General features: G+C 70.9%; 15 protein-coding genes. 7 read left to right on the plus strand and 8 right to left on the minus strand.

Annotated elements, in window-relative coordinates; all coding sequences use genetic code 11:
- From KIH27_RS04965 to KIH27_RS04975, 3 genes are all read right to left on the minus strand, one after another.
- On the minus strand, positions 1 to 716 hold a 716-nt coding region (locus KIH27_RS04965; protein WP_284144687.1), incomplete at its 3' end, for a biotin/lipoyl-containing protein.
- Positions 717 to 987: 271 nt separating this feature from the next.
- On the minus strand, positions 988 to 2,508 hold the full coding sequence (locus tag KIH27_RS04970) for a leucyl aminopeptidase (protein WP_214091829.1): 1,521 nt from the start codon (positions 2,506 to 2,508) through the stop codon (positions 988 to 990).
- A gap of 11 nt (positions 2,509 to 2,519) precedes the next feature.
- Complete coding sequence (locus tag KIH27_RS04975; protein WP_214091830.1) at positions 2,520 to 3,608, minus strand: adenylate/guanylate cyclase domain-containing protein; 1,089 nt, start codon at positions 3,606 to 3,608, stop codon at positions 2,520 to 2,522.
- A gap of 32 nt (positions 3,609 to 3,640) precedes the next feature.
- On the opposite strand from KIH27_RS04975, the gene gcvT reads away from it, so the two are divergent.
- Together gcvT and KIH27_RS04985 are read left to right on the plus strand one after the other, a co-directional pair.
- Positions 3,641 to 4,747, plus strand: a complete 1,107-nt coding sequence (gcvT, locus tag KIH27_RS04980; RefSeq protein WP_214091831.1) for a glycine cleavage system aminomethyltransferase GcvT — start codon at positions 3,641 to 3,643, stop codon at positions 4,745 to 4,747.
- A 23-nt stretch (positions 4,748 to 4,770) separates the two neighbouring features.
- On the plus strand, positions 4,771 to 5,877 hold the full coding sequence (locus tag KIH27_RS04985; RefSeq protein ID WP_214091832.1) for a branched-chain amino acid aminotransferase: 1,107 nt from the start codon (positions 4,771 to 4,773) through the stop codon (positions 5,875 to 5,877).
- Positions 5,878 to 5,888: 11 nt separating this feature from the next.
- Here KIH27_RS04985 and KIH27_RS04990 read toward each other — a convergent pair whose 3' ends face one another.
- The 4 genes from KIH27_RS04990 to KIH27_RS05005 form a co-directional block, all read right to left on the minus strand.
- Positions 5,889 to 6,056, minus strand: a complete 168-nt coding sequence (locus tag KIH27_RS04990; RefSeq protein WP_214091833.1) for a hypothetical protein — start codon at positions 6,054 to 6,056, stop codon at positions 5,889 to 5,891.
- A gap of 114 nt (positions 6,057 to 6,170) precedes the next feature.
- Positions 6,171 to 6,905, minus strand: a complete 735-nt coding sequence (locus KIH27_RS04995) for an adenosylcobinamide-GDP ribazoletransferase (RefSeq protein WP_214091834.1) — start codon at positions 6,903 to 6,905, stop codon at positions 6,171 to 6,173.
- Positions 6,902 to 7,945, minus strand: a complete 1,044-nt coding sequence (cobT, locus tag KIH27_RS05000) for a nicotinate-nucleotide--dimethylbenzimidazole phosphoribosyltransferase (RefSeq protein ID WP_214091835.1) — start codon at positions 7,943 to 7,945, stop codon at positions 6,902 to 6,904. The genes KIH27_RS04995 and cobT overlap by 4 nt, the downstream gene beginning before the upstream one ends.
- A 21-nt stretch (positions 7,946 to 7,966) precedes the next feature.
- Positions 7,967 to 8,635: a DUF3043 domain-containing protein gene (locus KIH27_RS05005; protein WP_214091836.1), complete on the minus strand. Its 669-nt coding sequence runs from the start codon at positions 8,633 to 8,635 to the stop codon at positions 7,967 to 7,969.
- Between the two features lie 61 nt (positions 8,636 to 8,696).
- On the opposite strand from KIH27_RS05005, the gene KIH27_RS05010 reads away from it, so the two are divergent.
- The 3 genes from KIH27_RS05010 (at position 8,697) to KIH27_RS05020 (ending at position 11,440) form a co-directional block, all read left to right on the plus strand.
- The gene (locus KIH27_RS05010) at positions 8,697 to 9,824 is read left to right on the plus strand and encodes a glycerate kinase family protein (RefSeq protein WP_214091837.1); all 1,128 of its coding nucleotides are present in this window, start codon (positions 8,697 to 8,699) and stop codon (positions 9,822 to 9,824) included.
- Between the two features lie 111 nt (positions 9,825 to 9,935).
- Positions 9,936 to 10,292: a HesB/IscA family protein gene (locus KIH27_RS05015; RefSeq protein ID WP_214091838.1), complete on the plus strand. Its 357-nt coding sequence runs from the start codon at positions 9,936 to 9,938 to the stop codon at positions 10,290 to 10,292.
- A gap of 173 nt (positions 10,293 to 10,465) precedes the next feature.
- Positions 10,466 to 11,440 (plus strand): carbohydrate kinase family protein, encoded by a 975-nt coding sequence (locus tag KIH27_RS05020; protein ID WP_214091839.1) that lies wholly within the window; start codon positions 10,466 to 10,468, stop codon positions 11,438 to 11,440.
- A gap of 84 nt (positions 11,441 to 11,524) precedes the next feature.
- Here the strand turns inward: KIH27_RS05020 and asnB are convergent, their stop codons facing one another.
- Positions 11,525 to 13,474, minus strand: coding sequence for an asparagine synthase (glutamine-hydrolyzing) (asnB, locus tag KIH27_RS05025; RefSeq protein ID WP_214091840.1), 1,950 nt, complete (start codon positions 13,472 to 13,474; stop codon positions 11,525 to 11,527).
- Between the two features lie 188 nt (positions 13,475 to 13,662).
- Between asnB and ctaC the strand changes: the two genes are divergently transcribed.
- Both ctaC and KIH27_RS05035 read left to right on the plus strand, forming a co-directional pair.
- On the plus strand, positions 13,663 to 14,721 hold the full coding sequence (gene ctaC, locus KIH27_RS05030) for an aa3-type cytochrome oxidase subunit II (protein WP_214091841.1): 1,059 nt from the start codon (positions 13,663 to 13,665) through the stop codon (positions 14,719 to 14,721).
- Between the two features lie 10 nt (positions 14,722 to 14,731).
- A complete protein-coding gene (locus KIH27_RS05035) occupies positions 14,732 to 15,166 on the plus strand; it encodes a cytochrome c oxidase subunit 4 (protein WP_214091842.1) in 435 nt (144 codons plus the stop codon).
- Positions 15,167 to 15,273: the final 107 nt, after the last annotated feature.

Here is a 15,273-nt window from a genome sequence, read left to right on the forward strand (position 1 = left end):
GGCGGTGCGGGTGCGGGTGCCGGCGGTGCCGGGGGAGGCGTCGGAGCGGCTGCCGGGGCCGGCGGTGCCGGAGGTGCGGCGGCCGGGGCCGGCGCTGCCGCCGACGCCGTGCCGATCTTGGCCAGTTCGCCGCCGACCGCCACGGTGGCGTCCTCCGGCGCGGTGATCGAGAGCAGGGTGCCGGCGATCGGCGACGGGATCTCGGTGTCGACCTTGTCGGTGGAGACCTCCACCAGTGGCTCGTCCTCGGCGACCGAGTCGCCGACCTGCTTCAGCCAGCGCGTGACGGTGCCCTCGGTGACCGATTCGCCCAGCTCCGGCATCAGCACCGGGGTGCCGCCGCCGGCGGGGGCGGCCGCAGCCGGGGCCGCCGGCTCGGGCGCGGGGGCGGGCGGCGGGGTGGGCGCGGGTGCCGCGGGCTCGGGTGCCGGTGCGGCAGGCGCGGCGGCCGGTGCAGCGGGTGCGGCGGCGGATTCGCCGGCCTCGCCGATCACCGCGAGCTCGCCGCCGACCTCCACCGTGTCGTCCTCCTGGGCGACGATCTTGGTGAGCACGCCGGAGACCGGCGCCGGGATCTCGGTGTCGACCTTGTCGGTGGAAACCTCCAGCAGTGGCTCGTCGACCTCGACGGTGTCGCCTTCCTGCTTGAGCCAGCGGGTGACGGTTCCCTCGGTGACGCTCTCACCGAGTGCCGGCATCTGAACTGAGAACGCCATCGCTGTTGACTCCTCGATCGATCGGTGTGCCGCTCTGCCTCGTCCTCTGGCTTACCACAGCGGCGAACACCGGGTGGCGCAGGCGGGCGGACTGTCCCAACCATCCTGTCATTGCGGTGCGGTCGCCGCGCAACCAGGTGGGGCTGTCGGCCCGCCGCGACGCCGGTGCGGCTCGGATCGCGCGCGGCATCCAGCAACACAGCTCAAATGCGCTGTGCTGACCGGTGATTGGCGCCGGAGCCGGCCATTGCTCAGCCCCGGGCGGCGAACCTCAGCCCCGGGCGGAGATGTCCTCCAGTACGGCGAACATGGTCCGGGTCGGCACCCCGGTGCCGCCCTTGGGGGTGTATCCCCACGGACCGGATGCGTTGTAGGCCGGACCGGCGACGTCGATATGCGCCCAGGCCACCCCGGCCGCGACGAACTCGCGCAGATAGGTGCCCGCGACCAGCATGCCGGCGAAACGCTGTCCGCTGACGTTCGCCAGATCGGCCACGGTCGACTTCAGGTCGTCCTTGAGTTCGTCGGGCAGTGGCATCGCCCAGGCGTTCTCGCCGACCGCCTGCGAGATCCCGGCCACCCGATCCCGGAACTCGTCGGAGCCCATCACCCCGGGGGTCCGGTTGCCCAGTGCGACGGTCTGCGCGCCGGTCAGCGTCGACGTCTCGATCAGGTAGTCCGGACCGTCTTCGCAGGCCCGCACGATCGCGTCGGCCAGGATCAGCCGACCCTCGGCGTCGGTGTTGAGCACCTCCACCGTGATGCCGCCGTACTGGGTGAGCACGTCGCCGGGGCGCTGCGCGGTGGCCGACGGCATGTTCTCGGCCATCGGCACCGTGGCGATCACCTCGACCGGCAGCCGCCGCCGCGCGGCCAGCACCACGGTTGCGATCACCGCAGCCGCCCCGCCCATGTCCGAGGTCATGTGGTGCATGTTGGCGGCCGGTTTGATCGAGATGCCGCCGGTGTCGAACGTGATGCCCTTGCCGACCAGTGCCACCTTCTTGACCGGCGCCGCCGGCCGGTAGGCCAGCCGCACCAGTCGCGGTGCGCGCGACGAGCCCTGGCCGACGCCGATCACCCCGCCGTAGCCGGCGGCGGCGAGCGCCTGCTCGTCGAGCACCTCGACATCCAGGCCGGCGGACTCGCCCAGCGCCCGGGCCCGGTCGGCGAACTCGGCCGGATACAGATGGCTCGGGGGGGTGTTGACGAAGTCCCGGGCGGTGGCGACCGCGGCCGCCACGTCGGATCCGTGCGCCACCTGCTCGTCGGCGTCGGCGGCGCTGCTCAGGACCGTGATCGTCGCCAGCGCCGGGTCTTTCGGAGCGGTCTTGGCACTGCGGAAGGCGGTGAAACGGTAGCCGCCGAGGATCAGCCCTTCGACGCCGGCGGCGACGACCCCGTCGCCGGGCAGCGCCCCCAGCGCGCTGATCACGCTGCGGGCACCGGTCAGGGACCGGGCCGCGGCGCCGGCGGCGCGACGGATCGTCTCGGCCGGCCAGGAGTCACGGGGCTGGCCCAGCCCGACAGTCAGCACGCTGGCCACCGGAAGTTCCGCCACCACCAGCCGGCTCACCTGCTCGGTGCCGCCCTTGGCGTTCAGTGCGGCCAGGCCGGCCTCGATCTCGGCGACCGCCGCGGCCGGCAGCGCCGGGTCGGTCGCGGCGACCCGCACGCCCGACTCGTCGTCGGCGGCGACGACCGGGACGATCAGCACGGCCTCGCCGGGATCGGCGGGCAGGGCGGTGACGGCGGTGACGGTGGGGACGGGGAATCCGGGTGCGGTGCTCACAAGCACTCACCCTAACGATCGGTGGACAGGTTCAGCTCATATGCGGTGATGGGCGCGTCGAAGCCCTTGAGCGACAACGGATCCAACGGCGTCACCGGCCAGTCGGGCAGGAGATCGCGGACGTTGTCGGCTACCAGGATCTGTCCGGGCGCGGCGGCGCCGACCAGTCGCGCGGCCAGGTTCACCGGATTGCCGAAGTAGTCGCCCGCGAGCGGCAGTATCTCGCCATAGCCGAGTCCGGCGCGCACCTGAAGGCCGGCCTCGGCCACCTTCGGATGGGTCACCAGGTCGACGGCCGCCTTGGCCAGCAGTTCGGGTGTCGAACTGACCCACATCACGGCGTCGCCGATGAACTTCACCACCCGGCCGCCGTCGGCGTGCACCATGTCGGCGACGGTCCCGCCGAACTCGGTGAGCAGCGCCGACAGTTCCGGCGGGGTGAGTACCCGGGTCAGCGCGGTGAAACCGGACAGGTCGGCGAAACCCACACCGCACACGATTCCCGCCGACGGGCTCCCCGCCAGGCCTTCCAGAAAAGTCCTGGTCCCGACCTGGTGATGGCGGTGGACCGCATCGAGCATCGCGCCGATCCGGGGGATGAAGCCCGCGGCTGCGCGCCAGGCCCGCGCGGTGGTGAGTTCGTCGTCGGTGTGGCCGAGCCACACGTCGGGCTGGGTGTTCCGGATCATGCTCGACTCCGCCTCGGCCAGCCGGGCCATCGTCGCTCCGAGCACCCGCAGAAAGGCGTCCACGGGTTCGCCGAGGAACGACCGCATCTCGATCCAGGTCGTGAGCATGTCCACGTCGGCCTGACTCAGTGCGAGTTCGTCGCGATCGGCGATGGTCAGGCCGAGCATGACCCAGGCTCGTGCCACCTCCTCGACCGGGACACCGAGTGTCTCCGCGGCGCTGCGCAGACTGTAGATCGGCGGGCCGGACCAGCCCAGGACGTCACCGGCCAGCCCGAACAGCCGCCCGCGGCGCTCGGCCTCGACCATTTGCTCGGCGGTGAACCCCAGCCCGTCCAGGTACTCGATGAGCCCGGCCCGGGCCGGGGCGTCGGCGACCCCGGCAGCCTGCAGCGCAGCCAAATCGATCACCCCACCAAGTGTGCCGACTAAGGTGGCTCGTCGTGAGCGAACCGCAACACGGACCCCTGGAAGACCGACACCGCGAACTGGGCGCCAGCTTCGCCGAGTTCGGCGGCTGGCTGATGCCGGTCTCGTATGCGGGCACAGTCGCCGAACACAACGCGACCCGCAACACCGTCGGCCTGTTCGACGTCAGTCATCTGGGCAAGGCGACCGTGCGCGGTCCGGGCGCGGCGGCGTTCATCAACTCGTGCCTCACCAACGACCTGACGCGGATCGGTCCCGGCAAGGCGCAGTACACGTTGTGCTGCACCGAAACCGGCGGTGTCATAGACGACCTCATCGCCTACTACGTCTCCGACGACGAGATCTTCCTGGTGCCGAACGCGGCCAACACCGCGGCGGTGGTGGCTGCGCTGCAGGCCGTGGCACCCGCCGGGGTGACGGTCACCGACGAGCACCGGTCACGCGCGGTGCTGGCGGTGCAGGGCCCGCGGGCCGCCGACGTGATCGCCGGGCTGGGCCTGCCGACCGAGATGGACTACATGGCCTACGTCGACGCCAGCTACGCCGACGTACCGGTGCGCGTCTGCCGTTCCGGGTACACCGGCGAACACGGCTATGAACTGCTGCCGCTGTGGGATTCGGCCGCGGTGGTGTTCGATGCGCTGGTGACGGTGGTGAAGGCGGCCGGCGGCGAACTGGCCGGTCTCGGCGCCCGCGACACGCTGCGCACCGAGATGGGCTACCCGCTGCACGGACACGAACTGGCACTGGACATCTCGCCGTTGCAGGCCGGCTGCGGCTGGGCGATCGGCTGGAACAAACCGGCGTTCTTCGGCCGTGACGCGCTGCTGGCGGAGAAGGCGGCCGGCCCGGCGCGGCGACTGCGCGGGCTGAAGGTCACCGGCCGCGGCGTGCTGCGGGCGGATCTGGCGGTCCTCAGTGCTGGTGTCGACGGGGACCGGCAGGTCGGGGTCACCACGTCGGGCACGTTCTCGCCGACCCTGAACACCGGTATCGCGCTGGCGCTGATCGACAGTGCCGCCGGCGTCGAGGACGGTGCCCGGGTCAGCGTCGACGTGCGCGGCCGGGCGGTCGAGTGCGAGGTGGTCCGGCCGCCGTTCGTGACAGCAAAAACCCGCTAGCGCGGCGGATATACAATCGCTGCATGAAAAGCGGCCTCCCTGAGTTCTCCGTGTCGGTCACCGCTAATCCGACCGCGAACGAGGTGCGCAAATCCATTCTGGCGGAACCGGGTTTCGGCAAGTTCCACACCGACCACATGGTCTCCATCGACTACACCGTCGCCGCCGGCTGGCACAACGCTCGGGTCATCCCGTACGGGCCGATCGAACTCGACCCGTCGGCGATCGTGCTGCACTACGCGCAGGAGGTGTTCGAGGGGCTGAAGGCCTACCGCTGGACCGACGGCTCGATCGTGTCGTTCCGGCCGGAGGCCAACGCCGCCCGGCTGCGCGCGTCGTCGCGGCGGCTGGCGATCCCGGAGCTGCCCGACGAACTGTTCATCGAATCGCTGCGCCAGCTGATCGCCGTCGACAGCGCCTGGGTGCCGCCGGCCGGCGGTGAGGAGTCGCTGTACCTGCGGCCGTTCGTCTTCGCCACCGAGCCGGGTCTGGGGGTGCGGCCGGCCAACGAGTACCGCTACCTCGTGATGGGTTCACCGGCCGGTGCGTACTTCAAGGGCGGCGTCAAACCGGTCAGCGTCTGGCTGTCGACGGAGTACGTGCGGGCCTGCCCCGGCGGCACCGGCGCCGCGAAGTTCGGCGGCAACTACGCCGCTTCGCTGATCGCCCAGGCGCAGGCGGCCGACAACGGCTGCGACCAGGTGGTGTGGCTGGACGCCGCCGAACGCCGCTACGTCGAGGAGATGGGCGGGATGAACCTGTTCTTCGTCTTCGGCAGCGGCGGATCGGCCCGGCTGGTCACCCCGGAGCTGTCCGGGTCCCTGCTGCCGGGCATCACCCGGGATTCGTTGCTGCAGTTGGCAACCGACGCCGGATTCGCGGTCGAGGAACGCAAGATCGACATCACCGAATGGCAGAAGAAGGCGGCGGCCGGCGAGATCACCGAGGTGTTCGCCTGCGGCACCGCCGCCGTCATCACCCCGGTGTCGCGGATCAAATCCGCCGACGGGGAGTTCACCATCGCCGACGGTCAGCCCGGCGAGGTGACGATGGCATTGCGCGACACGCTCACCGGCATTCAGCGGGGCACGTTCGCCGACACGCACGGCTGGATGGCCCGGCTGGACTGATCCCGATCGGATCAGCGGACGGCGGACCCGTACCGGTACTCGTCGGGTACGGCCAGGTCGGTCGGATCGTCGTAGACGTCGGCGGGTGGGTCGTCCCATCGTGACCAGGTGTCGGTGACACCGATCAGCGCTTTGCGCGACTCCCTGCTGCGTTTGCTGTACCTGTGGTGACGTGCCATTGAGCAGTCCCTCCCCGGTGCTGTTCCCAACCCCCAGGCGTTATTCAACCCCATTGCGGTACGGCACGCTACTAATGTGGAGAATTGTGTGCATTTTGTCGGTTCGACGGTCTGCTACTGGGCGCACGCCACCAGCAGCACGGCCGTCACCGCCGTCGCCCATTCGATCGCCGCACCCAGCACGTCGCCGTTGATGCCGCCGAACCGCCGGACGCAGTGCCGGACCAGTGCGGCGGTGCCCGCCAGTCCCGCCAGCACGCACACCGGCCCCTGCCACGGCAGCGGCGCCGCCCACGCCGCACCGCCCGCCAGCACCGCCACCCAGACGGCCACCACCGGGATCGGCTGCGTGCCGGCGACGGTGATCCCGAGGCTGCTGCCCGCCGCCGCCGGAACGCCGCGCCGGCAGGCCAGCACCGCCGCCACCCGGCCGGCGCAAACCGCGGTCACGATCGCCGCCGGCGACAGCGCGCTGAACGCCAGCGCCTGCAGGCCGATCACCAGCACCACCGCGACCACCCCGAACGGCCCGGTCGACCCGTCGCGCATCACCTGCAGCGCCTGCGGGGCCGGCCGGTAGCAGCCGAGGCCGTCCGCGGTGTCGGCCACCCCGTCGATGTGCAGGCCGCGGGTCGCCGCCAGCAGGGCCGCCACCGTCAGCAGGCCGATCAGCGGATTCGTCGGCCCGAACGCCTGCGCACCGGCCCACGCCACACCCGCGGCGAGCGCACCGAGTGCGGCCCCGACCACCGGCAGCGCCGTCATCGCGCCGCGCCCCGGTGGGCGGTCGCCGAGCGGCATCGGCAGCGCCGTGCCCAGCGCCACCGCCGCGCTCAGCGAGCGGATCACGGGTGCGGTCCGGTGATGCCGGCTTCGTCGAACGTCGACATCGACGACAGCGTGGCGACCGCCGCGCGCAGGATCGGCAGCGCCGCCGCGGCTCCGGTGCCCTCGCCGAGGCGCATCCGAAGATCCAGGATCGGTTCCAGGCCCAGCGCGGTGCAGGCCAGGGCGTGCGCCGGTTCCACCGACCGGTGTCCGGCCCGCCACCACAGTCGCGCGCCGGGAGCGAGCCGTTCGGCGACCAGGGCCGCCGCCGTCGTCGCCAGGCCGTCGAGCAGCACCGGGGTCCGCCGGATCGCCGCCTGGGCGCAGAACCCGGCCAGCGCCGCCAGGTCGGCTCCGCCGCAACAGCGCAGCAGGCCGAGGGGATCCGCGCGTTCCGGCCGCGCGCGGAACAGCGCATTGCGCACCGCGGCAGTCTTGCGGGCCCAGCCGGCGTCGTCGATCCCGGTGCCGTAACCGACCGCGTCGACCGGCTCCGTCCCGGTCAGGGCGGCGATCAAAGCCGTTGCGGGGGTGGAGTTCCCGATCCCCATGTCGCCCGGTATCAGCAGGTCGGCGCCGGCGTCCACCTCGTCGTCGGCGATCCGGCGGCCCGCGTCGACCGCGGCGACCACCTGATCGGCGGTCAGGGCGTCCTCGACGCTGATGTCACCGCTGCCGCGTCGGACCCGATACCGGCTGATGTCGTCGGACAGCGGGTCGGCGTCGAGCGCCATGTCGATCACCCGCACCCCGGCGCCGCCGGCCGCGGCGAGCGCGTTGATGGCAGCCCCGCCGCGGTCGATGTTGGCGACCATCTGCGCGGTCACCTCCGCGGGGTAGGCGGAGACGCCGGCCCGGGTGACGCCGTGGTCCCCGGCGAACACCACCACTCGGGCGCGCTCGAATTGCGTTGCCGGACACCGCCCCTGGCATGCGGAGAGCCAGATCGACAGTTCCTCCAGGCGACCCAGGGAACCGAGCGGTTTGGTGAGCGCGTCCTGACGAGCACGGGCGGCGTCGGCCGCGTCGGCGTCCGGCGGGAGCACCGCGGCGAAATCCATGGCGATCGGCCCGAGGGGAGCTCAGTCGAGCTTGTCGCCGCGCTGCACCTGCGGGCGCGGGGTCCGCATCCGGCGCACCGTCGACGCCCGCTGCGCCCCGTACAGCCCCAGCCGCAGCCGGCTCTCGGTGTTATTCGGGAACTTGGCGTCGACCAGTCGGCCGATCTTGCGGGTCAGCACCACGGCGTCGACCGCCATCAGCACCATCAGCAGCATCATCGCCGGGGTGATGTAGAACTGCAGCCGCGGGTCGGCCATCGCCACGAACACCACCGCCAGCGCCGTCGGCATGAACAGGCCCAGCAGGTTGCGCCGGGTGTCGACGACGTCGCGGATGTACCGCCGGACCGGTCCCCGGTCGCGTTCCAGCAGCGCCGTCTCGTCACCGGCGAGCATCCGCTGGTGATGATCGGATCGGCGCTCGCGAAGCTGTTCCTTCTTGCGCCGCCGTTCTTCCTTGCTCAGCTTCGGACCGGCCAGCGCCTTGCGCCGGGCGCGGGCCTCGGCGGAGGTCATCGGCGCCGGTGCCACCGGACCGCGCCGTTTCGCGTCACGCTTCGGGGTGGGCCGCCCCTTGGGGGCGGTGCCGCCGGGCGCGGCTGCGGCGTCGAGTTCGGCGCCGGCGGTGCTGACGAGGTCGACGGCGCCGCCGCTGCGCTCGGCGTCTCTCTTACGACCAGGCAACTTCACGCCCGCCAGATTACTTGCCCGGCCGACCGCGCCGTCCGCATGGCTCTTATACCCTGCCGGTATGGGTGGCGTGGGTGCGTCTGCCGACCCGAGGGCGACCGTGCTCCGGGTGTTGATCGCGCCGGATTGTTACGGGGAGAGCCTGACCGCGGTGCAGGCGGCCGGGGCCATCGCCACCGGCTGGCACCGCAGCCGGCCCCGCGACCGGCTGACGATCGCGCCGCAGTCCGACGGCGGGCCGGGGTTCGTCGCGGTGCTGGCCGCCCGGCTGGGGGAGGTGCGCCGACTCGGTGTCTGCGGCCCGCTAGGCGAGCCGGCGGACGCCGAGTGGGTGTTCGACGCCGACTCGAAGACCGCCTACCTGGAATGCGCTCAGGCCTGCGGCCTCGCGCTGCTGGGCGAACCGCCGTCGCCGCGGACCGCGCTCGCGGCCAACAGCGGGGGAGTCGGGCAGCTCATCGACGCGGCACTGCGAGCCGGGGCGGAGCGGATCGTGGTCGGCCTCGGCGGGAGCGCCTGCACCGATGGCGGCCGCGCCATGACCGACCAGCTGGGCGGCCTGGCGGCCGGGCGGGCGCGGCTGGCGGGCATCGAGTTGATCGCCGCCTGTGACGTCGAATACCCGCTGCTCGGTCCGTGGGGCACGGCCCGGGTGTTCGGACCGCAGAAAGGCGCGGACGCCGCCACCGTGGCGGTGCTCGAATCGCGCCTGGCCGCCTGGGCGACGGAACTGGACGCCGTCGCCGGCCGGGCGGTCAGTGCGGCGGCCGGCGCCGGGGCGGCCGGCGGCATCGGCGCGGCGTTGCTGGCGCTGGGCGGCACCGCGGAGTCCGGCGCGGAGATCGTGGCCCGCCACACCGGGCTGGCGGCGGACCTCGGCGCGGCCGACCTGCTGGTCACCGGGGAGGGCCGCTTCGACGAGCAGTCACTGCACGGCAAGGTGGTCGGTTCGCTGGCCGACGCCGCGCGGGCCCGGCAGTTGCCGGTGCTGGTGCTGGCCGGCCAGATCTGCCTGGACGAACCGGCGCTGCGCGCGGCGGGCGTCTTCGCCGCCCGGGCGATCGCCGACCATGCCGGCTCGGTGCGGTTCGCGCTGGTCGATGCGGCGAACCAGCTGATCGGCCTGACGTCGGCGACCGCCGCACAGATCGGTCGTCCGCCGCCCGAGACCGAGCAGAAACCGCAGTAGAGGCGGTGCTGCCCGATAGCCCCGCAGGGTATCGTTGGACCGGTGGGTTTCCGGTGCCCGTGGAACCTCGACGCCGACCCGCCACACGATCAATCTCACTAGGGAGACGCAATGACTGTTCAGGATCAGACCACCACCGAGCCGCTCGGCGTGATCTTGACCGATGAGGCCGCGGCCAAGGTGAAGTCGCTGCTCGCGCAGGAGGGCCGTGACGACCTGACCCTGCGGATCTCGGTCCAGCCGGGCGGCTGCGCCGGCCTGCGCTACAACCTGTTCTTCGACGACCGGACCCTCGACGGCGACATCGTCGCGGAGTTCGACGGCGTGAAGCTGGCGGTCGACCGGATGAGCGCCCCGTACCTGGAGGGTTCGCACATCGGTTACGCCGACCAGATCGACAAGCAGGGCTTCACGATCGAGAACCCGAACGCCGGGGGCTCGTGCTCCTGCGGCGACTCGTTCAACTGATCGACCACCGCCACTGACCGACCGAGCCGCTGCGCGACACCGTCGCGCAGCGGCTCGTCGTCGTCACCGGGTCGGGGGTTCCGGCTGCCCGCCGCTCGCCCCGGGCTGCGGGAACGCTACCGTGGGTTACCTCAGCTAGATCAATGTTTCAGTGATGAAGGGCGGATAGTTCAGTGACGATTGCGGTGACCGGGTCGATCGCGACCGACCATTTGATGCGCTTTCCCGGTCGGTTCTCCGAGCAGCTGCTCGCCGATCACCTGCAGAAGGTCTCCTTGAGCTTCCTGGTCGACGACCTGGTGGTGCACCGCGGCGGGGTGGCCGGCAACATCGCCTACGCGATCGGCGTGCTCGGCGGCGACGCCACCCTGGTCGGGGCGGCCGGCACCGACTTCGCCGACTACCGCAACTGGCTCGAGGCGCACGGCGTCAACTGCGCCGGCGTGCTGGAATCGACCACCGCGCACACCGCCCGGTTCGTCTGCACCACCGACACCGAGATGGCCCAGATCGCGTCGTTCTACCCGGGCGCGATGTCGGAGGCCCGCAACATCTCGCTGGCCAAGCTGGTCGACGCCGTCGGCAAGCCGGAGCTGGTGATCATCGGGGCCAACGACCCCGAGGCGATGTTCGCCCACACCGAGGAGTGCCGCAAGCTCGGCCTGGCCTTCGCCGCCGACCCGTCGCAGCAGCTGGCCCGGCTGACCGGCGAGGAGATCCGCGGTCTCATCGACGGCGCCAGCATCCTGTTCACCAACGACTACGAGTGGGACCTGCTGCTGTCCAAGACCGGCTGGACCGAGGCCGACGTCATGAAGCAGGTCGGCCTGCGGGTCACCACGCTGGGCGCCAAGGGCGTCGACCTGGTCGACCCCGACGGCACGACCATCCACGTCGAGGTGGTGCCGGAGAACAGCCAGACCGACCCCACCGGGGTGGGCGACGCGTTCCGCGCCGGATTCCTCACCGGCCGCAGCGCGGGCCTGTCCCTGGAGCGCTCCGCGCAGCTCGGTTCGCTGGTGGCCGTGCTGGTGCTGGAGTCCACCGGAACCCAGGAGTGGACGTGGGACCGCGACAGCGCGCTCACCCGGCTCGCCGGCGCCTACGGCGACGACGCCGCCAAGGAGATCGGCGCCGCGCTCAAGTAGTAGCGCGACCAGACGCGAAAGCCCCCAAATTCAGCCGGATTTGGGGGCTTTTGCGACTGCTCGCGAGGGGTGGGGTGGGCGCTCCTACAGCTGCACCGGGTAGGCCGGCTCGCTGATCTGCGGCACCACACTGTGCTCGACGAAGATCGCGTGCCACAGCATGAAGATCAGCACCGTCCACAGCCGGCGGCTGTGGTCGCTCTCGCCGCGCTGATGCTCATCGAGCATCGTCCGCACCGCGTCCAGATCGATCAGATGACCGGCCTGCGAGGCGTTCACCGTCGCGTACGCCCAGTCCAGCAGCACACCGGTGCGCAGCCAGTGCCGGATCGGCACCGGGAAGCCGAGTTTGGGCCGGTTCAGCACATGCGCCGGCACGATCGGCTCCAGGGCGCGGCGCAGCGCGTACTTCGTTGTGGTGCGGGTGATCTTGGCCGACACCGGCAACCGCGAGGCCACCTTGAACACCTCGGGGTCCAGGAACGGCACCCGCAGCTCCAGTGAGTTCGCCATCGTCATCTTGTCGGCCTTGACCAGGATGTCGCCGCGCAGCCAGGTGAACAGGTCGATGTGCTGCATCCGGGCCACCGGGTCCCAGCCGGCGGACTCCGCATACAGCGGCCCGGTCACGTCGGTGTGCAGCCAGTCGCGCCGGAACCCGGGCAGCACCGCCTGCAGCTGCTCATCGGAGAAACTGCGGGCGTTGCCGTAGTAGCGCTGCTCCAATGTCAGCGAGCCGCGGTGCAGCAGGCTCTTGCCGCGCATCCCGTCGGGCAGCCGGCGCGACGCACGTCCGGCGCCGCGCCGCAGCGGGCCCGGCAGATAGTCGAACGGCTTCAGCGACAGCGGCTCGCGGTAGATGGTGTACCCGCCGAACAGTTCGTCGGCGCCCTCGCCGGAGAGCACCACCTTGACGTGCTTGCGGGCTTCCTTCGCGACGAAGTACAGCGGCACCAGCGCCGGGTCGGCCACCGGGTCGTCGAGGTACCACACGATCTCCGGCAGCGCGGCCACGAACTCGTCGGGGGAGACCACCTTGACCACGTGTCGGGCGCCGATCGCCTCGGCGGACGCCGCCGCGACATCCACCTCGGAGAAGCCCTCCCGCTCGAAACCCGTGGTGAACGTGATCAGCTTCGGGTTGTGCCGGATCGCCAGCGCCGCGATCGCGGTCGAGTCGATCCCGCCGGACAGGAACGCCCCGACGGTCACGTCGGCCCGCATGTGCTTGGCGACCGAGTCCTCGAGCACCGCGGTGATCTCGTCGTAGCGGGCCTGTTCGGTGCCCCGGGTGATCGGCGTCGCGTCGAACCTCGGCTGGAAATACCGGGTGGTCTGCGGTGCCTGCCCCGGGCGGATCCGGGCATAACAGCCGGATTCGAGCCGACGCACGCCGCGGTGCAGCGTCTCCGGCTCCGGAACGTACTGCAGCACGGTGTAGTGCTGGACCGCGCGGGTGTCGATGGCGGTGTCGAATCCCACCAGGTCGGCCAGGTCCAGCAGGCATTTCTTCTCGCTGCCCACTGCGGTGCCGCCAGGGCCGGTGGCCATGAACAGCGGTTTGATCCCGAACGGGTCGCGGGCGCAGAACAGTTCGCCGGTCGCGTTGTCCCAGATCGCGAACGCGAACATGCCGCGCAGCCGGGTCAGCACCTCGACACCCCAGTGGTGGTAGCCGGCGACGATCGCCTCCCCGTCGCCGTCGGTCGCGAAAATCGCGCCGTGCTCGGCCGACAGTTCGGCCCGTAGTTCCAGGTAGTTGTAGATCTCGCCGTTGAAGACCAGCTCGTATCGGTCCGGTGCCTCCGGCGGGCCCCAGCGCATGGGCTGGTGGGAATGGGCGATGTCGATGAACGACAGCCGGTTGAAGCCGAACACCACCTGCTCGCCGGCCCAGCTGCCGCCGGGTTCGTCAGGGCCGCGGTGGCGCATGAGACGGGTCGCCCGGGCCACGGCGTCGGCCGTGGCGGTCCTATCCCGGTCGGAGTCGGCCGTGCCGGCCGGGGCGTGCACGAAGGCCAGCAGTCCACACATCGCGGATAAGTATGCCGCACCTGCGCCGCGACGCCGCTGCCCCGCATCAGCGACCTCGCGCCGACACGTCCGGGGCAGCCAACCGGCAGGTACGTCGAACCTGAGCGATCCCGGTGGTCTACGCTGCGTAGTATTCGACTGCTCCGCCGGGTCGGCCGGCTTGAGTTTGTGACACAGGAGGCGCCAACGTGACACGTCGCGGGCACGGCGTTGGGCGTAGCCGTCTGGTTCGGCCGCTGGTGGGAACCGGCGTGTTCGGGCTGCTTGCGGTGACGCTCAGCGGATGCAGCTTCGACTGGACCGACGTCGTCGGCTTCGGCTGGCCCAAGGGCATCACCCCGGAGGCGCACGCCAACTACCGGCTCTGGATCGGCATGGTCATCGCATCGGTCGTCATCGGCCTGATGGTCTGGGGGATGATCTTCTGGGCGGCGATCTTCCACCGCAAGAAGGCCACCGACACCGAGTTGCCGCGGCAGTTCGGCTACAACATGCCGCTGGAGCTCGGGCTGACCGTGCTGCCGTTCCTCGCGGTCGCCATCATCTTCTACTTCACGGTCGTCGTGCAGGAGAAGATGCTGCACCAGGAGCCGAACCCCGAAGTCGTCGTCGACGTCACCGCGTTCCAGTGGAACTGGAAGTTCGGCTACCAGAAGGTCGACTTCCACGACGGCACCCTCACCTACGACGGCGAGGACAAGGCGCGCAAGGAGGCGATGACCTCCAAGCCCGAGGGCGTCGACGAGCACGGCGAGGAACTGGTCGGGCCGATCCGCGGCCTGAACCCCGAGGACCGCACCTTCCTGAACTTCGACAAGGTCGAGACGCTGGGGACCAGCCAGGAGGTCCCGGTGCTGGTGCTGCCCAGCGGCAAGCGCATCCAGTTCGTGCTGAACTCCGCGGACGTCGTGCACGCCTTCTGGGTGCCGGAGTTCCTCTTCAAGCGCGACGTGATGGCCTGGCCGGAGCGCAACAACCAGGTCAACACCTTCCAGATCAGCGAGATCACCAAGGAAGGCGCGTTCGTCGGTCACTGCGCCGAGATGTGCGGTACCTACCACGCGATGATGAACTTCGAGGTTCGGGTGGTGTCGCCCAACGACTTCAAGGCGTACCTCGACCAGCGGGTCGCCGGTAAGAGCAACGCGGAGGCCCTGGAGGCGATCCACCAGGACCCGCTGTCGACCACGACCCACCCGTTCGACACCCGCCGTGGCCTGCTAGCACCTCAAGCCAGCAACAAGTAGGGACACCCGCATGCGCATCGAATCCAGGCTGTTCGAGTTCGTCGCCACCTTCTTCATCGTGGTGGGCGTGATCTACGCGGTCCTGACCGCACTGTTCGGCACCAGTGGCGGCCACGAGGGCGCCGTCGAGTGGGCCGGTACCACCGCACTGCTGCTGACCGGCGCGATGGCCCTGATCGTGGCCACCTTCTTCCGGTTCGTGGCCCGTCGGCTGGACACCCGCCCGGAGGACTACGAGGCGGCCGAGGTCAGTGACGGCGCGGGCGAACTGGGCTTCTTCAGCCCGCACAGCTGGTGGCCGATCCTGGTCGCGCTGTGCGGTTCGGTGGTCGCCGTCGGCATCGCCCTGTGGCTGCCGTGGCTGATCGGCGCGGGCGTTGTGCTGGTGCTGGGCAGCGTCGCCGGCCTGGTGTTCGAGTACTACATCGGCCCCGAGAAGCACTGACCCGGGCCTGTCGCGCGACCGCCACTGTGAATTGGCAGGTTCTCAGTCGGTCTGTCGCAGCCGTGGGCCGAACACCGTTGGGTAGGGTTGCCGGTGCGTGAACGACC

This window comes from Mycolicibacter acidiphilus (assembly GCF_018455725.1).
Taxonomy (GTDB): domain Bacteria; phylum Actinomycetota; class Actinomycetes; order Mycobacteriales; family Mycobacteriaceae; genus Mycobacterium; species Mycobacterium acidiphilum.